The following is a 26,303-nucleotide window of genomic DNA, read 5'->3' on the forward strand; positions in this document are numbered from 1 at the left end:
TCAAGGCGGTGTGCGAGCCGCACACAGTACAGCGCCGGGACAGTTGGACGGCAGATCAGAAGGAGGCAGCACCGTGGCTGCGGACACCACGCCGCCCGCATCCGGGCGTACGGAGCCGGATGGGACGAAGCCGAAGAAGGAAAGGATTCACTACCTCTACCTCGCCGTCATCGGCGCGGTGGCGCTCGGCATCCTGGTGGGCTTTGTGGCCCCCGATACGGCGGTGGAGCTCAAGCCGATCGGCGAAGGCTTCGTCAACCTGATCAAGATGCTGATCTCCCCGATCATCTTCTGCACGATCGTGCTCGGGGTCGGCTCGGTGCGCAAGGCCGCGAAGGTCGGCGCGGTCGGCGGTCTCGCGCTCGGCTACTTCATGGTGATGTCGACCGTGGCCCTCGCCATCGGCCTGGTCGTCGGCAACTTCCTCGAGCCGGGCAGCGGCCTGCACATGAGCCATGACGCGGCCCAGGCCGGGCAGAGCCAGGCCGAGGGCGCCTCCGAGTCGACGGCGGACTTCCTGCTCGGGATCATCCCGAAGACGCTGGTCTCCGCCTTCACCGAGGGCGAGGTGCTGCAGACCCTGTTCGTGGCCCTCCTCGCGGGCTTCGCCCTGCAGGCGATGGGCAAGGCCGGCCAGCCGGTGCTGCGCGGCATAGGCCACATACAGCAGCTCGTCTTCAAGCTGCTGTCGATGGTCATGTGGGCCGCCCCGGTCGGCGCCTTCGGCGCGATTGCCGCCGTGGTCGGCGAGACCGGCCTTGATGCGCTCAAGGCGCTCGCGGTCATCATGGTCGGCTTCTACGTGACCTGTGTGCTGTTCGTGTTCCTCGTCCTCGGGACGATCCTGCGGCTGGTCGCGGGCGTGAACATCTTCCTGCTGCTGAAGTACCTGGCGCGAGAGTTCCTGCTGATCCTGTCGACCTCGTCCTCCGAGTCGGCGCTGCCGCTGCTCATCGCGAAGATGGAGCACGCGGGGGTCAGCAGGCCGGTCGTCGGCATCACCGTCCCCACCGGCTACTCGTTCAACCTGGATGGCACCGCCATCTATCTGACCATGTCCTCGCTGTTCATCGCCGAGGCCATGGGCGAGCCGCTCTCCATAGGCCAGCAGATATCCCTCCTCGTCTTCATGATCGTCGCGTCGAAGGGCGCCGCCGGTGTGACCGGCGCGGGCATGGCGACGCTGGCGGGCGGTCTGCAGTCGCACCGGCCCGAACTGGTCGACGGCGTCGGCCTCATCGTCGGCATCGACCGCTTCATGAGCGAGGCCCGCGCCCTCACCAACTTCGCGGGCAACGCGGTCGCGACCGTCCTGGTCGGCACCTGGACCAAGGAGATCGACAAGGAGCGGATGAACGAAGTCCTGGGCGGACGGCTGCCGTTCGACGCCGAGGGCTTCGCGCGCCACGGCGGCGGCCACGGCCCGGCCGCCGACGACTCCGACGGGGCCGAGGGCAAGTCCCTCCCCGAGCGGCGTGACGGTGACCCGGCGAAGGAGCACGTGCCCGCCTGACACTTTGTGCGCGCCGCGGCCCTGCCCTCCTGAATCGGGGCAGGGCCGCGGGCGTTTCACGGGCGCATACGTTGCGCACACACGGCGAATGGCGCCCCGCGTCTTCCCCCCGTTGGAAGACGCGAGACGCCGCCGTTGGCTACGCCGCCACTGCCCTTTGGCGGTCCTTTCGGCGCCGAAGGCGCCTCAGCGCTGGCCGTCCGGCGCGCGGCGTAGCTGTTCCGGGAGGGCGGTCCATTCGGGGCCCTCGTGCAGGGGTTTGACCCAGGCGATGTTGCCGCCGGTGTCGACGTAGGCGACGCGGCCCATGGCCTCGCGTTCGAGGTCGTAGACGAGCTCGCCGATCCGAGGTGTGCTTCGTGTTCCTTCAGCCGTGGTCATGAGCCGCCTCCTCGGCACCTCACTGCCATGCTGTCCCCCGTTCATTGGTGGATGAGGGCCCCGGACCGGACACTTCCGGTTCGGTCGCCGCCGCCGCGGTGACCGGGTGACCTTCTGATGCCCATGGGGCCCTCGATGACCGTAGGGTGCTACGAGCCGCTGATATCCCGCTGATGCCTCGCTGACCCGAACCCGTGGGTAGGCTTCCACATGGTCACAGTGAAATCTCTGGTACCAACGGGGGCAGTGTGTGGATGGGACCGAGTTTCGCCTGTTGGGACCGGTCGGAATATGGCAGAGCGAGCGTCTCCTGGGGCCGACCGCCGCGCAGCAGCGGTCTGTTCTGGCGATGCTGCTGATGGCCACCGGCCGCGTGGTGTCCGTCGACAGGCTGGTGTTGGCAGTATGGGGCGAGGATCCGCCGGGGTCCGCGCGAAACGCCGTACAGGTGCAGATTTCCAAGCTGCGGCGGATCCTTTCCGCCCTGCCCGGGGCCGAGTTGACGACATCGGCGAAGGGCTATTCCCTGACCGTCGCGCGTGAGCAGGTCGATCTGCACCGGTTCCGCGATCTGGTGCGGGCCGCGCGGGAGGCTCCCAAGGACAGCGGGGCTGCCGGGGCCGCAGGGCCGGCCACCGGAGCCGCCGGGCCGACTGCCGGGCCCGCCGAGGGCGCCGAGGACCGGGCCGGGGAGCTGCTGCGCGCCGCGCTGCAGTTGTGGCGCGGGCCCGCGCTGGCGGATGTCGCGGGCGGCTGGCTCCCCGACACCCTGGGCGCCGGGCTGGAGGAGGAGCGGCGTACGGCGGTCGAGGAGCTCGCCGCGATCGATCTGCACTCCGGACGGCACCACGAGGCCGCCACGGAGCTGTCCGCCCTGGTGGCCGAACACCCCTTGCGGGAGCGTTCGGTGGCGCTGCTCATGGAGGCGCTACGGCGTGGCGGCAGGCGGGCCGACGCCCTGGCGCTCTTCCGGTCCACCCGACGGAGGTACGTGGAGGAGCTGGGCATCGAGCCCGGCGACGAGCTGCAGCGGCTCCACCGGGAGGCACTCGAGGACAGCCGGGATGGCCGGGACGGCCGTGACAGTCGGGACGGCCGGGACAGTCGAGACGGCCGGTCCGGGGATCCGTCGGGGCCGCCCGGATCGTACGGGAGCGCTCCCGCGGCGGCGGCACCCTCCGACGCGGTGCCTGTTCCGGCCCCCGCCCCGGAGGGTGTCCCGGCCACCGACGAGGCGCCCGAGCCCGGCACCGGGTCCGGCACCGGGGCCGGCGACGAGCCCATCGTCGTGCCCGCCTCCGCCGCCGGTCCGCTCACCGCCGGCCCGACCGCCACCGCCCCCGAGCCGATCTCCGTCGTCACCGCCGTACCGCAGCAACTGCCCTCCGACGTCGCCCACTTCACAGGCCGCGAACGCGAACTGGCCGGGCTGGACGCCCTGCTGCGCGCGGGTTCGGGTGAGGACGGCGGACGGGCGCCCACGGCCGCGATGATCACCGTGATCGCGGGCAGCGGCGGCCTCGGCAAGACGACCCTCGCGGTGCACTGGGCCCACCGCGTCCGCGACCGGTTCCCCGACGGTCAGCTCTATCTGAACCTGCGCGGTTTCGGCCCCACCGACTCGGCCATGGCCGTCGCCGAGGCCGTACGGAGCCTCCTGGACGCCTTCCAGGTGCCCGCCCACCGGATCCCCGCCACCGTCGAGGCGCAGACCGCCCTGTACCGGAGCCTGGTGGCCGACCGCCGGATGCTGATCCTGCTCGACAACGCGCGTGACGCCGAGCAGGTGCGGCCCCTGCTGCCCGGTTCCCCCGGCTGTCTGGTCGTGCTGACCAGCCGTAACGAGCTCACCAGCCTGGTCGTCGCCGAGCAGGCCCAGCCGCTGCCGCTGGATCTGCTCGACCGCGCGGAGGCGCGCGAGCTGCTGATCAGCCGGGTGGGTGCCGAGCGGGTGGCCGCCGAACCCGATGCCGTGGCCGAGGTGATCACGGTGTGCGCCGGGCTGCCGCTCGCGCTCGCCATCGTCGCCGCCCGCGCCGCCGCCCACCCCCGCTTCGGCCTGGAGGCGCTCGCCGGGGAGCTGCGCGACGCCCGCGGCAGCCTCGACGCGTTCGAGGGCGGGGACGCCACCACCGATGTCCGGGCCGTCTTCTCCTGGTCGTACCACACCCTGGGCCCCGACGCCGCCCGGCTGTTCCGGCTGCTGGGCGTCCACCCGGGCCCCGACATCGCGGCCCCGGCCGCCGCCAGCCTGGTGGGGGTCCCGGTCCCGCAGGCCCGCCGGCTGCTGATCCAGCTCACCCGGGCGCATCTGATCACCGAACGCGCCCCGGGTCAGTACGGCTTCCACGATCTGCTGCGCGCCTACGCCGTGGAGCTCACCCGGGCGTACGACGGGCAGGACGAGCGCCACACCGCGCTGCACCGGCTGCTCGACCACTATCTGCACACCGCCGTGGCCGCCGGGGCGGCCTTCACCCCGCACCGGGAGCCGATCACGGTCGAGCCGGTCCGGCCCGGGGTCAGCGTCGGGGAGTTCACGGGGCACGCACAGGCACTGCTCTGGTTCGGCCTCACCTATCCGGCGCTGATCGCGGCGCTGCAGCAGGCCGCCGAGGCCGGATTCGAGACCCACACCTGGCAACTGGCCTGGTCGCTGATGGAGTTCCTGGACCAGCGCGGCCACTGGCACGATCAGCGCACCGTCCACCGGACCGCCCTGGGCTCGGCCCACCGCATCCGCGATCTCACCGGCCAGGCCCACGCCTGCTACGGCCTGGGCCTCGCCGATCTGCGGATGGGCCGCTACGACCGGGCCCGCGGCCATCTGGTGCGCGCCCTGAACCTGCACCGCGAGACCGGCAACGCCGTCGGCCAGGCCCTGGCCCATGGCGCGCTCAACTTCGCCGGTGAGCGGGAGGGCCGCCATGACGAGGGGCTGCACCACGCGCTGCGCGCCCTGAAGCTGTACCGGGCGGCAGGCCACCGCAGCGGCGAGGCCTACGCCATGAACAACGTCGGCTGGGCCTACGCCATGCTGGGCGACTTCCGGCAGACCCTCGTCCACTGTGAGAAGGCGCTGAACATGATGCGGGAGGCGGGGGACAGGCGCGGGGAGTCCGCGGCCTGGGACAGCCTCGGCTACGCGTATCAGCACGTCGGCGACCACCAGCAGGCCATCAGTTGCTACCGGCACGCCGTGGAGCTGCGGCGCGGCCGGGGCGAGCGGGTGCGGGAGGCCGAGTCCCTGCACCGGCTCGGCAGCGCGCAGCTCGCCGCCGGGGACCGGGCCGGGGCCCGCCACAGTTGGCAGCGGGCCCTGACCCGCTTCGACGCCCTCGGCCACCCCGACGCCCAGCGGCTCCGGGACGGGCTCACCCGGCTGGGCGGGTCCGACGGCTGACGGGACGCGGGGATCAGGCGGGGCGGCTCAGGCGGGCCGCAGCCAGATCGTGGCCAGCGGCGGCAGCACCGGCAGGACGCTCGCGGGTCGCCCGTGCCACCCCGTGGGCTCGGCCTTCAGCGGCTCGGCGTTGGCCACGCCGCTGCCGCCGTAGCGCCCGTCGTCGGTGTTCAGCACCTCGCGCCACACCGGCACCGCCTCCGGTGCCCCGATGCGGTACTCCTGGCGGACCACCGGGGAGAAGTTGCTGATGGCGAGCAGCGGGGAGCCGTCGGCGTCGAAGCGGAGGAAGGCGAAGACATTGTCCTCGCGGGCGTCGCCCTCGATCCAGGAGAAGCCCTCGGGATCGGTGTCCCGCTGCCACAGCGCGGGCGTGGCCGCGTACACCTGGTTCAGGTCGCGGACCAGATCGCGGACGCCCCGGTGGTCGGGCTCGGCGGAGTACGACGGGTCCAGCAGCCACCAGTCGGGCCCGTGTGCCTCCGACCACTCGGCGCCCTGGGCGAACTCCTGGCCCATGAACAGCAGTTGCTTGCCCGGGTGGGCCCACATGAAGCCGAGGTACGCGCGGTGGTTGGCGCGCTGCTGCCACCAGTCGCCGGGCATCTTCGACACCAGGGCCCGTTTGCCGTGCACCACCTCGTCATGCGAGATCGGCAGCACATAGTTCTCGCTGTACGCGTACACCATCGAGAAGGTCATCTCATGGTGGTGGTAGGAGCGGTGCACCGGCTCATGCGCGAGATAGCCCAGCGAGTCGTGCATCCACCCCATGTTCCACTTCAGCCCGAAGCCGAGGCCGCCGAAGCCGCTGGGGCCCACATGGTGGGTGGCGCGGGTGACCCCGTCCCACGCGGTCGACTCCTCGGCGATGGTGATCACGCCCGGGCAGCGGCGGTAGACGGTCGCGTTCATCTCCTGGAGGAAGGCGACCGCGTCCAGGTTCTCCCGGCCGCCGTGCGCGTTGGGCGTCCACTGGCCGGGCTCGCGGGAGTAGTCGAGGTAGAGCATGGAGGCGACGGCGTCCACCCGCAGACCGTCGATATGGAACTCCTCGCACCAGTAGACGGCGTTCGCCACCAGGAAGTTGCGCACCTCCGTGCGCCCGTAGTCGAACTCCAGCGTGCCCCAGTCGGGATGCGCGGCCCGCAGCGGATCCGCGGGCTCGTACAGCGGACGGCCGTCGAACTCGGCCAGCGCCCAGGCGTCCTTGGGGAAATGCGCGGGCACCCAGTCCACGAGCACCCCGATGCCCGCCTGGTGCAACGCGTCCACCAGGTGCTTGAAGTCGTCGGGGGTGCCCAGCCGGGCCGTGGGCGCGTAGAACCCGGTGACCTGATAGCCCCAGGAGCCGCCGAAGGGGTGCTCGGCCACCGGCATCAGCTCGACATGGGTGAAGCCGAGGTCCTTGACGTACGCCGGGAGCTGCTGCGCGAGCTGCCGGTAGGTCAGCCCCGGCCGCCAGGACGGCAGATGCACCTCGTAGACGGAGAACGGCAGCTCATGGACGCGCCCGCCCTCCCGGCGCGCCATCCACGCCTCGTCCCCCCAGCGGTGGTGCGAGGCATGGACGACGGAGGCGGTGGCGGGCGGGCACTCGGTGCGCCGCGCCATCGGGTCGGCGCGCAGGGAGTGGCCGCCGTCGTGCCGGGTGATCTCGAACTTGTACAGCGCGCCCTCGCCGACACCGGGCAGGAACAGCTCCCACACGCCGCTGCCACCGAGCGAGCGCATCGGCAGCGCGGTGCCGTCCCAGTAGGTGAAGTCGCCGGTCAGCCGCACCCCGAGGGCATTGGGCGCCCATACGGTGAAGCGGGTGCCGGATACGCCCTGGTGGGTCATCGGATGCGCGCCGAGCGCCCGCCACAGCTCCTCGTGGCGGCCCTCGCCGATGAGGTGCAGATCGAGTTCGCCGAGGGTGGGCAGGAACCGGTACGGGTCGTGCAGCTCCAGCTCGGCGTCCTCGTACGTCACCAGCAGCCGGTAGTCCGGGATCTCCCGCAGCGGCAGCACTCCGGAGAACAGCCCGTCCCCCTCGGCCCGCAGCCGGGCGCGCAGCCCGGCGGCGGCGACGGTCACCGAGCGGGCGTACGGGCGCAGGCAGCGGAAGAGCACACCGCCGCGCACGGGGTGGGCGCCGAGCAGGTCGTGCGGTGCGTGATGGGCCCCGGACAGCAGCCGCCGCCGCTCCTCGTCCCCGAGCGCGGGCGCGGGCCGCACACCGTGCTCGTCGTACGCCACGTCAGCCTGCCCACCGCCCCCGGCCACGGGCCGCCCGGCGACACGCGACGGCTCGGCCGCGCCGCCCGACTCCTCATGCCGCGCCTGGTCCGCACGCGGCGCGCGGGGCACGGGCGGCGAGCTATACGACACTCGTCCCTCGCGGCCGGGGCGACCGCGGTCGGCGGGCGGGGCCTCCTGCCCCGGGCCGCCACTGCCGACGGGCGTCTCCGGCCGCCTGGCCGGGTCCGCCGCTGTGGCGGCGTCGGGGGATTCCCGGCCGGGCGCGGGCTTGATGCCCGCCGACTCGGCGGACGCGGGGTCCTCCCGGGGGGACGGAGCCCGCCCCCGGGCGTCCTCGGGCTCCGGTCGCTGGTCCGGGCGCGGGTGCCCGTCTGCGGAAGCCGCTCCCCCCGGCCCGGCCGCCGCGGCGGCCTCCCGCGCCCGGGCGGGGTCCGTCGCCGAAGCCGGGTCCGCCTCCAAGGCGGCCGTGGGCGGCGCCGGGCGGTCCGTGCTCTCGCCCGGCGGGGTGGCCTCGGCCGACTCCAGCTCGTGGCGAGTCGGGGCCTCGGAGCCCGGGCGGGCGGCGCGGGGCTCGGGTCGCGGATGGACGCGGCCGGGGAGAAACGTCGAGGGGACTGCCGGGACCGCCGGACCGGTCGTGGCGCCGGTGGCGGCGGGTGGGTGGCCCGGTCCCTCGTCGGACGGGTGCTGGCCGGACGGCGGTCGTGCGGTCACGGGGTGGTCCTCCCGGAGGTGTCGGGCGTCGGACGGGACGGTCGGAATCGGGAATCGGGGAACGGGGAGCGGGCGGGGCGGTGGGGCCGCTGTCCGGGGGAGCCGGGTCCCGGGGCCCGGGGAGCCTGGTCCGGGCTCGGCCCGGGCCCCCGGGTCAGGCGCGGGCGGTGGCGAGGCGGCGGATCGCGGTCATCGGGACCGACAGCCAGTCGGGGCGGTGCCGCGCCTCGTAGAGCACCTCGTAGACGGCCTTGTCGGTCTCATGGGCGCGCAGCAGCTCCGGCTCGTCGCGTGGATCGGTGCCGGATGCCTCCGCATAGCCCGCGCAGTACGCGGCGCGGGTGCGGCCCGCCCACTCCTGCGGGCGCTCATGGCGTCCCACGGCCGCCGCGTAGTCGAAGGACCGCAGCATGCCCGCGATATCGCGCACCGGCGGCTGCGGGCGGCGGCGCTCGGCCAGCGGACGGGACGGCTCGCCCTCGAAGTCGATCAGCGACCATCGCCCGCTTCCTCCGCCGCCGTCCTCGGTCAGCAGCGCCTGCCCCAGATGCAGATCGCCGTGGATGCGCTGGGCCGCCCAGGTGCGGCCCGCGCGCCCCAGCACGGCCAGGTCCTCGTACGCGCCGTGCAGCTCCGCGCGGTACGGCTGGAGGGCGGGCACCGCGGCGGCGGCCGAGTCGAGGCGCTCGCTCATGGCGGCGGCGAGATGCTCGATCTGCGGGCGGCGCAGCACGGAGGTGGGCAGGGCGCGGGCCATCGCCAGATGGACCTCGGCGGTCGCATGGCCCAGCGCGCGGGCGGCGTCGGTGAAGTCGCGCCCGGTGGCCAGGGCGTCGAGCGCGAGCTGCCAGCCGTCCCGGGAACCGGTCAGGAAGGGCTGCAGCACCCCCAGGGTGAAGGGCTCCGCCGGTGGCCCGGCGCCCTCGGCCGGCGGCTCGGCCTCGAACCAGGCGGCGGGCGCGGGCACCCGGGTGCAGCCGGTGTGGGCGAGCGCGAGGGGGAGTTCGAGGTCGGGGTTGGTGCCGGGGCTGACCCGGCGGAAAAGTTTGAGAATAAACGTATCGCCATAGATCACCGAGGAGTTGGACTGCTCGGCGGTCATCACCCGGGGCGGCAGCGCGGAGGGGATCGCGCTGGACGGCTCCCGTACGAAGCGCAGCGGGCCGAGCCGCCCGGGCATCCGCAGCCGCTCCAGCAGCAGGGTGGTGAGCCGGGGGTCGAACAGCGCCTCGTACACCGTCTGCCCGTCCAGCGGTCCGCCGCTGGGCCGGCCGATGAGCGCGGAGGCGAGCGGCGGCGGAAGGGTGGGGCGCGCCCCGAGCAGGAGCTGGTAGCAGTCGCTGGCCGCCGCCCCGCGCCGGTGGCCGCAGCCGAAGCCGTGCCGGTGGCCGGGCGGCTCCGGCTGCTGGGCGCGGATCAGCAGATGGAGCAGCCCGGGCATGCCGCCGCCCGCCCGCCACGGCAGCAGCTCGGTCGCGGAGACCAGCGCGAAGCCGGTGACGGGACGGCCCTTGCCCGCGAACCAGCGCTGGCGGGGCAGCCACTCGGCGAGCAGCGGCGCGAGCGAGGCGAGCAGCCCGGACGGGCCCGCGGCCGTGGTGGTGCGGGTGGCGGACGTCGGGGGCTGGTCCCGCGGTACGGCGGTCGGCGGGTGTTGTGCCCCCCGGGAGAGCGGAGCTTCCGGCATGGCGTCGCGTCCTTTCCCCGGGCACACGACAGATCAGGGCAAAGTGTCCCGGATTGCGGCATTGACTGTGCGACGGTGCGGGACGTGTCGGGCGAGGATCGTCCGTACGGCGAGCTCGGTGTACGCGATCGGGTCCGCCGGTGGCGCATGTGAGTACAGAGTGCCCATGACGGGGGGTCGAAAACGCCCGTACGCGCCCGAGATGGACGCGTACGGACGAGCGAGAGCCGGAGCGAGGGCCGCGCCCTGGCCGAAACCGGGTGGCCCGGCATCGGACATCCGGCCCGGCGTCGGCTCAGTCGGTCCAGTGCCCCATCGCTTCGTTGCGCCGCAGCCGGAACCAGTAGAAGCCGTGGCCGGCCATGGTCAGCAGATACGGCAGCTCCCCGATGGCCGGGAAGCGGACCCCGCCGATCAGCTCGACCGGATGGCGGCCGGCGAAGGACTGCAGATCCAGCTCGGTGGGCTGGGCGAAGCGCGAGAAGTTGTTCACGCACAGCACCAGGTCGTCCTCGCCGTCCCGGGTGGAGGGGGCCTCGCGCAGGAAGGCGAGGACGGCCGGGTTGGAGGACGGCAGCTCGGTGTAGGAGCCGAGCCCGAAGGCGGGGTTCTGCTTACGGATCTCGATCATCCGGCGGGTCCAGTGCAGCAGCGAGGACGGGCTGCTCATGGCCGCCTCGACATTGGTGACCTGATAGCCGTAGACCGGGTCCATGATGGTCGGCAGGAACAGCCGCCCCGGATCGCAGGAGGAGAAGCCCGCGTTGCGGTCGGGGGTCCACTGCATGGGGGTGCGCACGGCGTCGCGGTCGCCGAGCCAGATGTTGTCGCCCATGCCGATCTCGTCGCCGTAGTAGAGGATCGGGGAGCCGGGCAGGGACAGCAGCAGCGCGGTGAACAGCTCGATCTGGTTGCGGTCGTTGTCCAGCAGGGGGGCCAGTCGTCTGCGGATGCCGATGTTGGCCCGCATTCTGGGGTCCTTGGCGTACTCCGCGTACATGTAGTCGCGCTCTTCGTCGGTGACCATCTCCAGCGTCAGCTCGTCGTGGTTGCGCAGGAAGATGCCCCACTGGCAGCCGGAGGGGATGGCCGGGGTCTTGGCGAGGATCTCCGAGACCGGATAGCGGGACTCGCGCCGCACCGCCATGAAGATGCGCGGCATCACCGGGAAGTGGAAGGCCATATGGCATTCGTCGCCGCCCGCCGCGAAGTCGCCGAAGTAGTCGACGACGTCCTCCGGCCACTGATTGGCCTCGGCCAGCAGCACGGTGTCGGGGTAGTGGGCGTCGATCTCGGCCCGGACGCGCTTGAGCAGCTCATGGGTGCGCGGGAGGTTCTCGCAGTTGGTGCCCTCCTCGGCATACAGATACGGGACGGCGTCGAGCCGGAATCCGTCGATGCCCAGGTCCAGCCAGAAGCGCAGAGCGGCCAGTACCTCCTCCTGGACGGCCGGGTTCTCGAAGTTGAGGTCCGGCTGGTGCGAGAAGAAGCGGTGCCAGTAGTACTGCTTGCGTACTGGATCAAAGGTCCAGTTGGACGCCTCGGTGTCGACGAAGATGATCCGCGCGTCCTGGTACTGCTTGTCGTCGTCGGCCCATACGTAGTACTCGCCGTACGGTCCGTCCGGGTCGCTGCGGGACTCCTGGAACCACGGATGCTGGTCGCTCGTGTGGTTGATGACAAAGTCGATGATCACGCGCATCCCGCGCTGATGCGCGGCGTCGACGAACTCCACGAAGTCCGCGAGGTCCCCGAACTCCGGCAGTACGGCGGTGTAGTCCGAGACGTCATAGCCGCCGTCGCGCAGTGGTGAGGCGAAGAACGGCGGCAGCCACAGGCAGTCCACGCCCAGCCACTGCAGATAGTCCAGCTTGGCCGTCAGGCCCTTGAGGTCGCCGACGCCGTCCCCGTTGCTGTCCTGGAAGGAGCGGACCAGGACCTCGTAGAAGACGGCGCGCTTGAACCAGTCGGGATCACGGTCCTTCGCGGGAGTGTCCTCGAATGTGTCCGGTACGGGCTCGTTGACGATCATGTTGTGGGTGACCCTCCGATCGGTGAGGACGGTCGCAGGGACAGCACATGGGCCGGAGCCACCTCACGCCCCGGCTCCAGGCGCACGTAGTTGTCCCTGCCCCAGTGATAGGTCTCGCCGGTGAGCTCGTCGCGCACCGGGACGGACTCATGCCACTCGAGGCCGAGTTCCGGCATGTTCAACGAGACCGTCGCCTCCTGGGTGTGGTGAGGGTCCAGGTTGACGACCGTGATCACACACGAGTCGCCCGCGCGCTTGGAGTAGACGATGACGGAATCGTTGTCGGCGTGGTGGAATCTGAGGTTGCGCAGCCGCCGCAGGGCGGGATGGCGGCGGCGCAGCCGGTTCAGCCGGGCGATCAACGGGGTGATCGTTCTGCCCTCGCGCTCGGCCGCCGCCCAGTCGCGCGGCCGTAGCTGGTACTTCTCCGAGTCCAGGTACTCCTCGCTCCCCGCGCGCACCGGGGTGTTCTCGCACAGTTCGTAGCCCGCGTAGACGCCCCAGGTGGGGGAGAGGGTGGCGGCGAGCACGGCCCGCGCCTCGAAGGCGGGACGGCCGCCCTCCTGGAGGTGGGCGTGGAGGATGTCGGGGGTGTTGACGAAGAAGTTGGGCCGCGTCCAGGCGGCCGTGTCCCCGGCCAGCTCGGTGAGGTAGTCGGTGAGCTCCTGTTTGGTGTTCCGCCAGGTGAAGTAGGTGTACGACTGGTGGAAGCCGACCGCGCCGAGGGTGTTCATCATCGCCGGGCGGGTGAACGCCTCGGCGAGGAAGAGGACATCGGGGTGGGTGCGGTGGATGTCGCCGAGCACCTTCTCCCAGAAGACCACCGGTTTGGTGTGCGGATTGTCCACGCGGAAGATCCGCACCCCGTGCTCCATCCAGAAGCGCAGCACCCGCTCGGTCTCCCGGACCAGGCCGTGGAAGTCCCGGTCGAAGGCGATGGGATAGATGTCCTGGTACTTCTTGGGCGGGTTCTCGGCGTACGCGACGGTGCCGTCGGCGCGCCGGTGGAACCACTCGGGGTGCTCGGTGACCCAGGGGTGGTCCGGGGAGCACTGGAGCGCGAAGTCCAGCGCGACCTCCATCCGCAGCTCACGGGCGCGCGCCACGAAGTGGTCGAAGTCCTTCAGGGTGCCCAGGTCCGGGTGGATCGCGTCATGGCCGCCGTCGGCCGAGCCGATGGCCCAGGGGGAGCCCACGTCGAAGGGGCCGGCGGAGAGGGCGTTGTTGGGGCCCTTGCGGTAGGCGGTGCCGATGGGGTGGATCGGCGGCAGATAGACGACGTCGAAGCCCGCGGCGGCGAGGGCGGGCAGCCGCTCGGCGGCGGTGCGCAGGGTGCCGCTGACCGGCCGCCGCCCCTCGGTCACCCTGGCCCCCTCCGAGCGCGGGAAGAGCTCGTACCAGGAGCCGAACAGCGCACGCTCCCGGTCCACCTGGAGCGGCATGGGGCGCGAGGAGGTGACCAACTCCCGCAGCGGGTGGCGGTCGAGGGCCTCGGTCACATCGGGCGCGAGCGCGGCGGCGAGCCGGTCGGCCACCGGGCGGCGCTCGTCGCGCAGCCCGTCGACGGCCGTCAGGACCGCCTCCCGGCCGTCGTTCTTGGGCACTCCGGTGGCGGCCCGCTCATGCAGCCGGGCCCCCTCCTCCAGGACCAGATCGGTGTCGATCCCGGCCGGGATCTTGATCCGGGCGTGGTGGCGCCAGGTGGCGATCGGATCGCTCCATGCCTCGACCGTGTACGTCCAGCGGCCGGGCGCGCCGGGGGTGACCTCGGCTCCCCAGCGGTCGGTGCCGGGGGCGAGTTCGCGCATCGGGGTCCAGGGGCCCGAGCGCCCGGATGGATCGCGGAGGACCACATTTGCGTTGACCGCGTCATGGCCCTCCCGGAAAACGGTGGCGCTGACCTCGAAGGTCTCGTCCACCACCGCCTTGGCGGGGCGGCGGCCGCAGTCGATCAGCGGGCGGATATCCAGAATGGGAATGCGACCGATCATAGGATCACCTGACGGCGTTGCGGATGGAGACGCTAGGGCGGCTTTTGTCCTTTGTATCGGTTTTGCCGCCGGGCGATGGGTTGCGGGCATGACAGCTCCTGTCCGCGTTCACTCTGGTGGGCGGATGAGGTCGGCCATGGGGGGAGCGCGTGGAAAGCCTTCCCCTGTGGAACGGGGAGGCAATCCGGGTTCCCGTGAACTTCCGGTCCGTAACGCCGGGTGCGTGAATCGACCCCGCCCGCAGGCGGGGCCGTCCACGCGATGCGTTCTGCCGCTACGTCAGTTGGCCACCCGCAGCAGACGGTTCGGTGAGCCCGCACCCGCGCCGCGCACCCGGCCCCTGCTCGCCCCGGCTATCAGCGCCGCGCCGGCCTGGGCCGGAGTGGCGAAGGGGTGGTCGGCCAGGTACAGCGCGGCGGCGCCCGCGACATGCGGGGCCGCCATCGAGGTGCCCGTCAGCGTCCTGGTCGCCGTATCGCTCGCGTTCGAGGCCGAGACGATCCGGTCGCCGGGCGCGAACAGGTCAATTCCGGGGCCCCAGTTGGAGAAGCCCGAGCGCCGGTCGGCGCGGTCGGTCGAGCCGACCGTGAGCGCCCGCGCCACCCGGCCCGGTGAGAAGGAGGCGGCGGGCCGGTCCTGATTGCCCGCCGCCACGGTGAAGACCAGACCGGCGGCGATCCCCGTCCGCACCGCCGCGTCCCATTCGGGCAGCGGGGTGGCCGCCGCCGAGCCCAGGCTCAGATTGACCACCGCGGGCCGCCTGGCGTGTCGCAGCACCCAGTCCATTCCGGCCAGCACCTGGGCGATGGTGCCCTCGCCCCGGTCGTCCAGCACCCGGACCGCCACGATCGCGGCCTTCTTCGCCACGCCATAGCGGGTGCCCGCCGCCGTGGCGGCCACATGGGTGCCATGGCCGTTGCCGTCCTCGGCCACCGGATCGTCGTCCACGAAGTCCCAGCCGGAACGGGCCCGGCCGCCGAAGTCCTCATGGGAGGCGCGGACCCCGGAGTCGATGACATAGATCGTGGTCCCGCGCCCGCCGCCGGGCGCGGTGTACGCCCCGTCCAGCGGCCGGTCCGGCTGGTCGATCCGGTCCAGGCCCCACGGTGGCCGCGCGTGGGCGCGGGGCGGGGCCATCCGCCGCACCCGGGTCCAGCGCAGGGACACCCGCTCGTCCCGGGTCACCGAGGCGATGCGCCGATCGGCCGCCAGCCGCCCGGCCTGCGCCGCGCTCGCCCGTACCGCATAGCCGTTGAGCGCGGAGCCGTAGACCCGGCGCACCCGCGCCCCGTACCGCTCGACCAGCGCCCGGCCCGCCCCGGACGCCGCCGCGGGCGCTCCCGCGCCCCGCTTCAGGGCGACGATATAGCCTTGAGTCCCCGCCTCGCCCGCGGCCTGGACCCCCTGCGCGGGAACGGTCTGGGTGGGTGACAGAGCCACCAGGACCACCGCGACGACGGCGGCCGGCGCCCCCACCCTGCGCCGGCGGCCCGCAGATGCGCATGCCATGGAGCGATCCCCTCCCCAACTCGACGGCGCAAGCCTCGCGTGAGAGGAAAGATCCCGACAAGGGCGCATCAGGGGGCGTAAAACGTGACGGCCTCCCGAGCCAGCAGCCGCAGCGCCGCCTCCGACGGCGAACCCGGCTCCGCCCCGTACATCAGCAGGCCCTGGCCCCCCGAGTCCGGCAGCCGGGTCATCTCGAAGTCCAGCTCCAGCGGCCCCACCAGGGGGTGGTGGAAGGACTTGGTGCCGAACGCGCACCGGCGCACCGGATGGCGCGACCACAGCGCCGCGAACTCCGTGCTCCTCATGGACAGTTCGCCGATCAGCTCGGCGAGCCGCCGGTCGTCGGGGTGCGCGCCCGCCGCCACCCGCAGCGAGGAGACCGCCCGCCGCGCCTCGCCCCGCCAGTCCGGATACAGCTCACGGGTGTGCGGATCGAGGAACAGCATCCGCTGGGTGTTGGGCCGGTCGTCGGGGTGCTCGGGCGCGTCGGCGGGCAGATGCCCGGCGATCAGGGCGTGCCCCAGCGGATTCCACGCCAGGACGTCGAAGCGCAGGTCGAGGACCACGGCCGGTACGCCGTCCATCGCGGCGATCAGCCGCCGGGTCGCCGGGCGCGCGGAGCCGGCGCGTGGCGCGGGACGGCGCCCGGTGCGCGGGCCAGATTGCTCAAGTGCGCCCGCTCGTCCTGGCTCAGCCGCAGCGCGCCGGCGATGGCGTCCAGCACTCCGTCCGAGGCGCCGGTGGACTGGCCCTGTTCCAGCCGGGTGTAGTACGCCACGCTCACCCCGGCAAGCTGCGCCAGCTCCTCGCGGCGCAGCCCCGGGACGCGGCGCCGGGTCCCGTACGCGACCAGGCCGACGTCCTCGGGGCGCAGCCCGGCGCGGCGGGTGCGCAGAAAACTTCCCAGCTCGGCAGGTGCGTCCATACCCACCAGTGTCCGGCACGGGCACGCGCCGTGCCTGTCCCTGTGAGGGTCAGGCACGGCGCGCGGCCCGCGCTAGGCGGAGGTCACCTGTAGGTGATGTCGGAGGTGCTGTACTTGCAGTAGGTGCCGTCGGGGCCGCTGCCGTTCTTGCTCGGCTCGGCGCCGGTGTTGTTCCCGATGTACTTCTGGCACGGGACGATCTTCTTGCTGCTGTCCCCGACGATGGTGATGCCGCGCAGGGTCAGCGAGTCGCCGTAGTTGGTGTTGATCCCGCCGATGACCTTGCCCGGGGCGGTGATCTCGGAGTTGCTCACATTGATGGTGCGCTTGTACTGCGAGGAGCAGTTGCCACAGGACCGGACGAAGGTGGAGAAGTCCTGGCCGGCGAAGTTCGAGATGTTGAGCGTGCCCCCGCCGTTGAACTGGAAGATCTTGTCCGCGGCCTTGCGGGCGCCGCCACCGATCACGTTGAACGTCTTGCCGGTGCCGCGGAAGGTGGCGGCGTCCTCGCCGACGTCCTCCCACCAGACGTTCTGCAGGGTGCAGCTGCCCTCGCAGTGGACGCCGTCGGCGGCCGGGGCGCCGAGGATGACGTTCTTCAGGGTGGCGCCGTCCTTCAGCTCGAACAGCGGGCCCTGGTCCTCCTCCTGGCCGTCGCCGCCGAGGTCGCCGGAGCCGTAGTAGCGCTTCATGCCGCCGTCGGTGGTCCCGCTGACGCTGATGGTCTTGGAGACCGCCTGCGGGGTGCCGCTGGGGGTGGGCCAGGTGGCGGCGGAGGCCGCGGGCAGGGTCAGACCGGTGGTGATCGCGCCCGCGGTGAGGGCGACGGCGCCGAGGACGCCGGCTATCGCGCGGTGCCTGGTGCGTTGTTCAGCCATGTCGGATCTCCTTGTGCGAGGGGGTGATTGGAGGTGTTTCAGGGGGTGGTGATGGTCGGCCGCGGCGGGGTCGCCATCTTGTTGCCGAGGAAGAAGCTGGGGTGCGGGGGCTGGTTGTAGGCCGTGTTCTGCCAGGCCAGCGCCTCGCGGTACTGCCGGTCGTGCAGCAGCGTGGTGATCTTCCGGTCGGTCTCGTACGGCGTGGAGTAGATCCGCAGCGCCTTGTTGTCGCTGGTCGGCCAGACCACCTCCTCGCGCCAGTCGCCGAGGATGTCGCCGGACAGCGACGGGGTGGCCTTGGTGCCGTTGTTGGAGTGCACCCCGGAGCCGGTGAGCAGCCGGGTGTCACCGGAGGTGCCGTACTTGTCGATATGCGTGCCGTCCAGCAGCTCACGCACCGGATCGCCGTCCCACCAGGCCAGGAAGTTGATCGAGGACGGCTTGCGGCCCTTGGCGCCGCCGCCCTCGTCGCGGATCTGGTCGTCCCGCGCGGACCACATCTCGGCGCCGTCGTTGCCCGCCCAGATGTCGCCGGCCGCGCCGCGTCCGTTGTCGCCGCCCGACGCGGTCGACCACAGCACCTGGCCGGTGCGGGCGTCGGCGAAGTACGAGCCCGGCTTGGACGAGTCCTCGTCCACCTTGAAGTACTCCAGGCCCGGCCGCGCGGGGTCGAGGTCGCCGAGGTGGGCGGCGTCGCCGTGGCCGTTCTTGTTGGTCCACAGCGCCGAGCCGTTGTCGTCCACGGCCATCGAGCCGTAGACGATCTCGTCCCGGCCGTCGCCGTCCACGTCCCCGGTCGCCAGCGCGTGATTGCCCTGGCCGTCGTAGCCCTTGCCGGTGTTGGTGGAGCTGTTGGTGTCGAACGTCCACTGACGGGTGAGCTGCCCTCCGCTGAACCTCCAGGCGGAGATCACCGTGCGGGTGTAATAGCCGCGCGCCTCGATCAGAGAGGGGGTGGAGCCGTTGAGATACGCCGTCCCGGCCAGGAAGCGGTCCACGCGGTTGCCGTAGTCATCGCCCCACGAGGAGACGGTGCCGCGCGGCGGGACGTAATCCACCGAGCTCATCGCGGCGCCCGTGCGCCCGTTGAACATCGTCAGATATTCGGGTCCGCTGAGCACATAGCCGCCGGAGTTGCGGTAGTCGGCGGACGCGCTGCCGATGGTCTTCCCGGCGCCGTCGACCGTGCCGTCCGCGGTCTTCATCGCGACCTCGGCCTGGCCGTCGCCGTCGTAGTCGTACACCTGGAACTGGGTGTAGTGGGCGCCGGAGCGGATGTTGCGGCCCAGGTCGATCCGCCACAGCCGCTGCCCCTGCAGGGTGTAGCCGTCCACGACGGTGTCGCCGGTGACGCCCGACTGCGAGTTGTCCTTGGCGTTGGTCGGCTGCCACTTGAGGACGAAGTCCAGATCGCCGTCGCCGTCGAGGTCGCCCACCGAGGCGTCATTGGCCTCGTAGGTGTAGTCCGAGCCGCCCGCCGGCGGTGAGATCGGCATATCGTAGTACCCCGGGCGGAACTGGATCGCGCTCGGCGAGGCGGGCTGCTCGACCCCGCCCACGATGGCCCGCACGGTGTAGTCCGCGCTGTTGGGGGCGTCCTTGTGGAGGTAGTTGGCCGTGGTGATGGGGGAGGAGTTGACCTTGACGGCGCCCCGGTAGAGGTTGAACGTCACATCGTTCGGGTCGGTGGCCAGCCAGCGCCAGCTCACCAGGTTGTCATTGCCGGTGTGCACGCTCACCAGCCCCCGGTCCAGCTTCTCCAGCTGGGCCGCGGCCTTGGTCCCGGCCGCCGGCGCCCCTTTGGTCTCGGCGGCCCCCGAGACGCCCGTCAGAGTGGTGACGGTCAGCGCGCCCGCCACGCAGGCGGCGGCCAGCATCCGGCCGCGGGCCGGCGTCCTGCGCACCGGGGATCCGGGCGGATGGGCGGGGGGTGGAGTGTGCGAACTGTCCCGAGAGCGCACGTGGTCCTCCAAGGCATGGGGGGAAGGTGTGCCCCCTAGTCGCCCCCTTGGCCGGAAAGGTTGCCGCCTTCCGGCCGACTTCTCGGGAGCGGGGCGAAACAGCCGAAACGGGGACTCCTCGGCCGCTACCGTCGGAGGGTGAAGGCCATTCGTCGATTCAGCGTGCGTCCCGTCCTTCCGGAGCCCCTGCGACCGCTCAACCGGCTGGCGCGCAATCTGCGCTGGTCCTGGCATCCCGAGACCCGCGAGCTCTTCGAGTCCGTGGACCCCGAGGGATGGCGGGAGTCGGGCGGGGACCCGGTACGGCTGCTGGGCGCTGTGCCCGTCTCCCGGCTCGCGGACCTCGCCGAGGACCGCTCCTTCCTGCGGCGTCTTACGGCGGCCGCGGACGATCTGCACGACTATCTGACCGGTCCCCGCTGGTACCAGGGGCGGACCGCCGCACCCTCCGGACTGCCCGCCGCGATCGCCTACTTCTCGCCGGAGTTCGGGATCACCGCCGCCCTGCCCCAGTACTCGGGCGGGCTGGGCATCCTCGCCGGTGACCACCTCAAGGCCGCCAGCGACCTCGGCGTGCCCCTGATGGGTGTCGGACTGCTCTACCGCCACGGCTACTTCCGGCAGTCGCTCTCCCGCGAGGGCTGGCAGCAGGAGCACTATCCGGTCCTGGACCCCAACGAGCTGCCGCTCACCCAGCTGTGCGAGGCGGACGGCCGGCCCGTCCGGATCCCGCTCGCCCTGCCCGGCGGCCGTCCCCTCCACGCCCGCGTCTGGCACGCCCAGGTGGGCAGGGTGCCGCTGCTGCTGCTCGACTCCGATGTGGAGGAGAACGGCCACGGTGAGCGCGAGGTGACCGACCGGCTCTACGGCGGCGGCAGCGAGCACCGGCTGCTGCAGGAGATGCTGCTGGGCATCGGCGGCGTCCGCGCCGTGCGCGCGTACTGCGGGCTCACCGGCCATCCCGACCCCGAGGTGTTCCACACCAACGAGGGCCACGCCGGATTCCAGGGCCTGGAGCGCATCCGCGAACTGATCGCCGACGGGGCCGACTTCGGCACCGCCCATGAGGCGGTGCGGGCCGGGACCGTCTTCACCACCCACACCCCCGTGCCCGCCGGTATCGACCGCTTCGACCGCGAGCTGGTCGCCCGCCACTTCGGCGACGACGCCGAGCTGCCGGGAATCGAGGTCGAGCGGGTCCTCGCCCTCGGCATGGAGACCTACCCCGGCGGTGAGCCCAACCTCTTCAACATGGCGGTGATGGGGCTGCGCCTGGCCCAGCGCGCCAACGGGGTGTCCACCCTGCACGGCCGCGTCAGCCGGGAGATGTTCGCCGGGCTCTGGCCCGGTTTCGACCCCGAGGAGGTGCCCATCACCTCCATCACCAACGGGGTGCACGCACCCACCTGGACGGCCCCCGAGGTCACCCGGCTCGGCGCCCGCCAGTTCGGCCACCTGCCCGACGCCGAGCTGTGGGAGCTGCGCCGCACCCTGCGCAAGCGGCTGGTCACGGAGGTCCGGCAGCGGCTGTACGACTCCTGGCGGCAGCGCGGCGCGGGCACCGCCGAGCTCGGCTGGATCGACGGGGTGCTCGACCCCGGCGTCCTCACCATCGGCTTCGCCCGCCGCGTCCCCTCCTACAAGCGGCTCACCCTGATGCTGCGCGACCCGGACCGGCTGATGGAGCTGCTGCTCCACCCCGAGCGGCCGATCCAGATCGTCGTCGCGGGCAAGGCCCACCCGGCGGACGACGGCGGCAAGCGCCTGGTCCAGGAACTCGTCCGCTTCGCCGACGACCCCCGGGTGCGCCACCGCCTGGTCTTCCTGCCCGACTACGGCATGGGCATGGCCCAGCAGCTCTACCCCGGCTGCGACGTCTGGCTCAACAACCCGCTGCGCCCGCTGGAGGCATGCGGCACCAGCGGCATGAAGGCCGCCCTGAACGGCTGTCTCAACCTCTCCGTCCTCGACGGCTGGTGGGACGAGTGGTACGACCCGGACTTCGGCTGGGCCATCCCCACCGCCGACGGCGACGCCATCGACGAGACCCGCCGCGACGACCTGGAGGCCACCGCTCTCTACGACCTGCTGGAACGGCGGATCGCCCCGCGCTTCTACGACCGCGGCCCGGCCGGCCTCCCCGGCCGCTGGATCGACATGGTCCGCCGCACCCTCACCACCCTCGGCCCCAAGGTCCTCGCGGGCCGCATGGTGCGCGAATACGTCGAGCGGCTCTACGCCCCGGCCGCCCGCTCCCACCGCGCGCTGGACCCCATGGCAGCAGCCGAACTGGCCACCTGGAAGTCCCGGATCCGCGACGCCTGGCCGGGCGTCACCGTCGACCACGTCGAGGCCCAGCTCACCCCACCCGCCCCCGGCGGCGCCGCCGAACTCGGCTCGACGCTCTCCCTGCGGGTCCGGGTGCGCCTCGCCGGACTGGCCCCGGCGGACGTGGAGGTCCAGGCGGTGGCGGGCCGGGTCGACGACACCGACCGCATCACCGACGCCACCCACGTCCCCCTCAAACCCACCACGGGCCCCGACGCCGAAGGCCGCCGCCTCTACGAAGGCCCCCTGGCCCTCGACCGCACCGGCCCCTTCGGCTACACGGTCCGCATCCTCCCCACCCACCACCTCCTGGCCTCCGCGGCCGAGTTGGGCCTCACTGCGCTGCCCGGCGATTCCATGACCGAGGCGGCGGGAGTCCTGATGCGTTGAGCCTTCGGCGGCTAAACTGACCGTGGACCGTCCGGCACGGGGGAAAGTGCCATCCCATGCCCGACGTCTCGGGGTGCACGAAAAAAGCCGGCCGCCGCCTATGCGGTGGCCGGAATTGCCGACGGTCCCGGAGGGCGATGCTCTCCGTCTGTTCGTATTGAGATCTTGGACGTCGGCAGGACCTCAGCTGACCACCGCAAGAGGTGGTCGGGCTGAGCTGCCTGCCGGGCCATCGGTTCGACCACCCGATCGAAGGGTTGAGAACTGGTGGACTGGGACACCGTCACCCTGCTCGTCCTCGCGGCCTTCGGCCTCGCCGGACTGGTACTGACCCTGTCAGCAGAGCTCCTGTCCAAGATCCCGGCCGTCATCGAGGCATGGCGCCGGGTCCGGGCCACATGGCGCGGGGGCGACGATGGCTAGGCAGCCAGGTCAGGGCCGAGCGAGGCGGCGGTGGCCGGGGCGAGCCACACGAGCTGGGCGGTGACTCCGTCCCGGGAGAACCACGCCTCCACCCGCTCCGGCGAGGCCAGCACCAACCGCTGCCCCGGGCCGACCACTTCGGTACGTCCCTCCTCGTAGGCCATGCCCCATGCCGCGATCTCCACGTCGGCTTCTCCGGTGTCCTCGTACGGGTGGATCCGGGCCACGGCGAAGAGGCGGGGTGCGGTGGCGAGGACGAGGGCGCGAAGCTCTTTGCCGAGGTCGAAGGGGGCGGAGGCGGGTTGGTCGGGGGATACCGTGGCCATGCGTGTCTCCTTGCTGGGAGGTGGAGTTGGGCCGGATGTCGGCCAGGCGTGCGGCAGCTGTGGAACTGCGGCCAGAAGGTGGCCTGGATCACAGCGTAGAGCGAAAGGTTGAATTACTTCTACGGTGCATCGAGAAGTCTCTAACCTTGAATTCGTTCCAGTGACCCTTGCACCACCTGTGCGACCGTGGAGGACCGCATGCCGCCAAGGACAACTCCGACCGCACGTCAGCTACGCCTCGGAGTTGAGCTGCGCAAGCTCCGCGAGCGCGCGGGCCTCAACACCCGGGAGGCCGCCGAGCTGATCGGGGCCAACCAGGCCCGCATCAGCAACATCGAGACTGGACGCTTCGGCCTCAGCGAGCGCAGCATCCGCACCTTGGCCGGGAACTACGCATGCGGCGACGAGGCCCTGATCGCCGCGCTCATCGCCATGACCGGCAAGCGGAAGCGCGGCTGGTGGGAGGAGTACCGGGAGCTGCTGTCTCCCGGACAGCTCGACCTGGCCGAGTTGGAACACCACGCGGCGGCATTGTTGCTGGCTACCGTGCTCCACATCCCGGGCCTGCTCCAGACCGTCGATCACGCCCGTGCCGTCTTCGCCGAAGGGGTGCCCGTGCTCCCGCCGCCGGATGTAGAAGACCGCGTCTCGCACCGCATCAAGCGACAACGCATCCTCTATGGCGAACGTCCCACACCGTGCAAGGCGGTGATCCACGAGGCCGCCCTCCGTATGCCCTTCGGCGGGCCACAAACGTCCCGAGCGCAGCTCAGGCACTTGCTTTACATGAGCGAACGGGATCGCATCACAATCCGGGTGGTCCCGTTCCGTAACGGCACGTTTGCCGGGTCCGGCCAGTCGATCAACTACTTCTCCGGCCCCGTACCCCAACTCGACACGATCCTGTTGGAACAGGCGCACGGCTCCCTCCTGCTCGACGCGGAAGCCCAGTTGCAGAAGTATCGGTTGGTGATCGGCAAGATGGAGGCCATCGCTCTGGAGCCGGATGAGTCCCGCGACTTCATCCATGGCCTCATCCAGGAACTGTGACAAGGAGCAGCACGTGAACCCGGTGTCATGGCGGCAGTCCTCCTACTGCCAGGAATCAGCCTCGTGCGTGAACGTCGCAGAAGGGGAGCACAACACGATATTGCTCCGCGAGAGCGAGCAGCCCGATGCCATCTTGTCGACTACCCGGGCGCGCCTGAGAGCCTTCATACGCGCCGTCAAGGCGGGCCGATTTGACCATTTCCCCGAGTCCTGATTCGCGCGCCTGCTTCGGCGCCTCTGCGACCTTGACCGGGCTTTCACGCGAGCGGAGAGTCGTCGTGTCGGTGAGCGACTCGGCACAGGAGGCGGCCGTGGCACTAAGGTTCTTGGGGATCTACCCGAACACTCCGAACGACGGCTCGCCCACCATTTGGCTGGACGAGGATTCCGGTGATCTAGTCATCCAGTCGTGGAAGGCGGACGACGCAACGCTCAGGCAGTGCCAGGAGGTGGGGTCGGTTCCTGGTCACACAACCGACGTGCCCGACCACGAGACGGTGATCCGACTCCCGGCAAACATGCGCCAGTTCATCCCTCAGCCTGATAGCGAGGTCAAAAGTGGCAACGGCGGTACGTGAAGCTCTGGCTTCCGCGCGGCGTTCGGCAGTTCATCTGGAGCTGCGCGACATCTACACGCCCGACGACCCTGATTTCGCCGACTGGCGCGCCGGTGTGCACTTCGACCCCGTCGAGCGGTGGCGAAGCTGGTTCGACGTGGTGGTGGCAACCACGGCCCGAGGCGTTCGGATGAGGCGGGCCCGTATCGTCTCCGAACCCGTCAGCGAATACATCAAGTTCGAGTACGACGTGACTGGGCGCCACAACATCGCGGCTGGCGAAGAGGTCCGGTGGCTGCCTCGAAGGAAGGCGGCAGATCTGGCCCTGCCGGGTGCGGACTGCTGGGTCATCGACGATGAGATCGTGATCTTCAATCACTTCGATGGCAACGGCAACTGGGACCCTGCGACGAGTATGGATGTGCGGACCGAACCCGCAGTGGCAAAACTGTGTGGATCGGCGTTCGAGGCCGTCTGGGAGCGTGCCGTACCGCATGCGGAGTACAGGCCGATTTGAGCGAAACCGTTGGCCATGTCCGCGTCTCCTTCGTCCAGCGCACAACAGGCGCGACAAGCCCTTGGCGCTCGCCTTGGTGAGATCCGCGATGACGCGGGGCTGACCGGGCGAGCGCTCGCCGCTCTCTGCGGTTGGCACCCGTCCAAAATCAGCAAGATCGAGCATGCCAAGACCTCCCCTTCGCCGGACGACATCCGGTCCTGGGCAGAACATTGCGGTGTGCCGGAACAGACGGCAGATCTGATCGCGTCGCTCCGCACTGCGCAAGGTATGTGGGTTGAGTGGCGCCGTATGGAGCGGGCGGGCCTCCGTCGCGCTCAAGAGGAGCGTCTGCCGCTGTACGAGCGCACCGCTCGCTTTCGGGTCTATTCATCCTGGCTGATCCCTGGGCTGATCCAGACTCGCGCATATACGACGGCGGCGCTGTGTGCCATCCGTGAGCGCCGTGGGCTTGTGGATGACGTCGAGGCTGCCGTGGCCATCCGTATGCAACGTCAACGTTTGTTGCATACCAGCGAGCGTCGTTTCGCCTTCCTCATCGAGGAGTCCGTATTGCGCTCTGGTATCGGAGGCTCGGAGACGATGGCAGAGCAACTCGCACACCTCCTTGCCATCAGTTCGCTGGCCAACGTCAGCGTGGGCGTGGTTCCCATGCGGCCGGATCGGGTTCGCTGGCCGGTCGAGAGTTTCTGGATCTTTGACGTGTCCGAGGTCAATGTCGAGCTGGTTTCCGGCTTCCTGACGGTCACCCAGCCAGGCGAGATCGCGATGTATGCCCAGGCTTTCGGTGAGCTGACCGAACATGCGGTCTACGGTGCGGCGGCACGAGCGCTTATCTCCTCGGCGGCTGGCTCGCTCGGCTGAGATCCCCGAGCAACTTCGAGCAACCTCGTTGAGCAGGCATTGATTCGCTCCGTAGCGTTTCCGTCACTCACACTCGCGGGGAGCTGCGTGCCATGAAAATCACCGAAGAACACATCGACGCCATGCGCTCCGCACGTCACCGGTCGGCCAGAGCCGAAGCAAGGGCGGTCGCCGAACTGCTGCGACAAGCTCTGGGCCGTCTCGGCTTCACCCCGGATGTGCCCATGCCGCACGGCGAAAAGGACGATGCCCTGTTCTGGCCCGTCCTGCGGGGCGAGGTGACGGTCTCGGACCACCCCATGGTCGCCCTCGGCCGTATCCCGCTCGACAGTGCGGACCGGCTCGCGGAAATCCTCATGCGTGCCGCTCTGGAGGAGCAGACCAAGAAGGCCACCACTCGGTGAGCCGTCTCTGAGACCCCCGTCCCGGCTGGACCGGAGCCCTGGCAGGTCGAGCCCAGCGCGGAACGGGTGCATGTGCACGACGGCGCGAGGAAAGCCCTCGCGTCGGCAGCACCGAAGGGAATCATCTCGATGCGCTTACGCGGATTCAAGGGCGTCCTCCGACACGATCCGGAGGACGACGGGCCGACCGAGGGTGGTCAGCAGGG

At 71.1% G+C, this 26,303-nt stretch carries 19 protein-coding genes and 1 pseudogene; 10 read left to right on the top strand and 10 right to left on the bottom strand.

All coding sequences use genetic code 11. From position 1 onward, the window contains the following. The first annotated feature begins 73 nt into the window (after window positions 1-73). Window positions 74-1,513: a cation:dicarboxylase symporter family transporter gene (locus CGL27_RS32400; protein ID WP_119991536.1), complete on the top strand. Its 1,440-nt coding sequence runs from the start codon at window positions 74-76 to the stop codon at window positions 1,511-1,513. Between the two features lie 186 nt (window positions 1,514-1,699). On the opposite strand, the gene CGL27_RS32405 is transcribed toward CGL27_RS32400, so the two are convergent. Next, window positions 1,700-1,894, bottom strand: coding sequence for a hypothetical protein (locus CGL27_RS32405; protein WP_078643778.1), 195 nt, complete (start codon window positions 1,892-1,894; stop codon window positions 1,700-1,702). Window positions 1,895-2,144: 250 nt separating this feature from the next. Here CGL27_RS32405 and CGL27_RS32410 point away from each other — a divergent pair, with 250 nt between their 5' ends. Continuing rightward, window positions 2,145-5,297: a BTAD domain-containing putative transcriptional regulator gene (locus tag CGL27_RS32410; RefSeq protein WP_119991537.1), complete on the top strand. Its 3,153-nt coding sequence runs from the start codon at window positions 2,145-2,147 to the stop codon at window positions 5,295-5,297. A gap of 27 nt (window positions 5,298-5,324) precedes the next feature. Here CGL27_RS32410 and glgB read toward each other — a convergent pair whose 3' ends face one another. The 8 genes and pseudogenes from glgB to CGL27_RS32450 form a co-directional block, all read right to left on the bottom strand. After that, the gene (gene glgB, locus CGL27_RS32415; RefSeq protein ID WP_119994656.1) at window positions 5,325-7,538 is read right to left on the bottom strand and encodes a 1,4-alpha-glucan branching enzyme; all 2,214 of its coding nucleotides are present in this window, start codon (window positions 7,536-7,538) and stop codon (window positions 5,325-5,327) included. 871 nt (window positions 7,539-8,409) lie between these two features. Then, window positions 8,410-9,942 (bottom strand): phosphotransferase, encoded by a 1,533-nt coding sequence (locus CGL27_RS32420; protein WP_119991538.1) that lies wholly within the window; start codon window positions 9,940-9,942, stop codon window positions 8,410-8,412. Between the two features lie 295 nt (window positions 9,943-10,237). After that, window positions 10,238-11,974 (bottom strand): maltose alpha-D-glucosyltransferase, encoded by a 1,737-nt coding sequence (gene treS, locus CGL27_RS32425; protein WP_078643783.1) that lies wholly within the window; start codon window positions 11,972-11,974, stop codon window positions 10,238-10,240. Further along, on the bottom strand, window positions 11,971-13,965 hold the full coding sequence (locus CGL27_RS32430) for an alpha-1,4-glucan--maltose-1-phosphate maltosyltransferase (RefSeq protein ID WP_119991539.1): 1,995 nt from the start codon (window positions 13,963-13,965) through the stop codon (window positions 11,971-11,973). Before CGL27_RS32430 ends, treS begins: the two co-directional genes overlap by 4 nt. 279 nt (window positions 13,966-14,244) lie before the next feature. Continuing rightward, on the bottom strand, window positions 14,245-15,474 hold the full coding sequence (locus tag CGL27_RS32435) for a S8 family peptidase (RefSeq protein ID WP_119991540.1): 1,230 nt from the start codon (window positions 15,472-15,474) through the stop codon (window positions 14,245-14,247). A gap of 68 nt (window positions 15,475-15,542) precedes the next feature. Continuing rightward, window positions 15,543-16,399, bottom strand: a pseudogene (locus CGL27_RS32440) (helix-turn-helix transcriptional regulator). A gap of 83 nt (window positions 16,400-16,482) precedes the next feature. Next, entirely contained in the window at window positions 16,483-17,277 is a 795-nt protein-coding gene (locus CGL27_RS32445; protein WP_078643789.1) for a pectate lyase, read from the bottom strand. A gap of 38 nt (window positions 17,278-17,315) precedes the next feature. Beyond that, window positions 17,316-19,154 carry a rhamnogalacturonan lyase gene (locus CGL27_RS32450; protein WP_119991541.1) on the bottom strand — a complete coding sequence of 613 codons (1,839 nt, stop codon included), beginning with the start codon at window positions 19,152-19,154 and terminating at the stop codon, window positions 17,316-17,318. Between the two features lie 222 nt (window positions 19,155-19,376). On the opposite strand from CGL27_RS32450, the gene glgP reads away from it, so the two are divergent. Together glgP and CGL27_RS50305 are read left to right on the top strand one after the other, a co-directional pair. Then, window positions 19,377-21,956 carry an alpha-glucan family phosphorylase gene (gene glgP / locus CGL27_RS32455; RefSeq protein WP_119991542.1) on the top strand — a complete coding sequence of 860 codons (2,580 nt, stop codon included), beginning with the start codon at window positions 19,377-19,379 and terminating at the stop codon, window positions 21,954-21,956. A 267-nt stretch (window positions 21,957-22,223) separates the two neighbouring features. Next, window positions 22,224-22,379: a hypothetical protein gene (locus CGL27_RS50305; RefSeq protein WP_162953112.1), complete on the top strand. Its 156-nt coding sequence runs from the start codon at window positions 22,224-22,226 to the stop codon at window positions 22,377-22,379. Here CGL27_RS50305 and CGL27_RS32460 read toward each other — a convergent pair. Next, entirely contained in the window at window positions 22,376-22,705 is a 330-nt protein-coding gene (locus tag CGL27_RS32460; protein ID WP_119991543.1) for a hypothetical protein, read from the bottom strand. The two genes, CGL27_RS50305 and CGL27_RS32460, sit on opposite strands and share 4 nt — an antisense overlap. 198 nt (window positions 22,706-22,903) lie before the next feature. Between CGL27_RS32460 and CGL27_RS32465 the strand changes: the two genes are divergently transcribed. The 6 genes from CGL27_RS32465 to CGL27_RS32490 all read left to right on the top strand — a co-directional run bounded on the left by CGL27_RS32465 (window position 22,904) and on the right by CGL27_RS32490 (window position 26,097). Next, window positions 22,904-23,755, top strand: a complete 852-nt coding sequence (locus CGL27_RS32465; protein WP_119991544.1) for a helix-turn-helix transcriptional regulator — start codon at window positions 22,904-22,906, stop codon at window positions 23,753-23,755. Then, complete coding sequence (locus CGL27_RS32470) at window positions 23,733-23,969, top strand: DUF397 domain-containing protein (RefSeq protein ID WP_078643794.1); 237 nt, start codon at window positions 23,733-23,735, stop codon at window positions 23,967-23,969. The genes CGL27_RS32465 and CGL27_RS32470 overlap by 23 nt, the downstream gene beginning before the upstream one ends. A 97-nt stretch (window positions 23,970-24,066) precedes the next feature. After that, the gene (locus CGL27_RS52405) at window positions 24,067-24,333 is read left to right on the top strand and encodes a hypothetical protein (RefSeq protein WP_078647678.1); all 267 of its coding nucleotides are present in this window, start codon (window positions 24,067-24,069) and stop codon (window positions 24,331-24,333) included. Next, window positions 24,314-24,829 (top strand): DUF6879 family protein, encoded by a 516-nt coding sequence (locus CGL27_RS32480; protein ID WP_078643796.1) that lies wholly within the window; start codon window positions 24,314-24,316, stop codon window positions 24,827-24,829. The genes CGL27_RS52405 and CGL27_RS32480 overlap by 20 nt, the downstream gene beginning before the upstream one ends. Before the next feature lie 15 nt (window positions 24,830-24,844). Then, window positions 24,845-25,693 carry a helix-turn-helix transcriptional regulator gene (locus CGL27_RS32485; protein ID WP_078643797.1) on the top strand — a complete coding sequence of 283 codons (849 nt, stop codon included), beginning with the start codon at window positions 24,845-24,847 and terminating at the stop codon, window positions 25,691-25,693. 92 nt (window positions 25,694-25,785) lie between these two features. Beyond that, complete coding sequence (locus CGL27_RS32490) at window positions 25,786-26,097, top strand: hypothetical protein (protein ID WP_119991545.1); 312 nt, start codon at window positions 25,786-25,788, stop codon at window positions 26,095-26,097. Window positions 26,098-26,303 lie beyond the last annotated feature (206 nt).

The organism is Streptomyces sp. 11-1-2 (assembly GCF_003595545.1).
In the GTDB taxonomy this organism is placed as follows: Bacteria; Actinomycetota; Actinomycetes; order Streptomycetales; family Streptomycetaceae; genus Streptomyces; species Streptomyces hygroscopicus_B.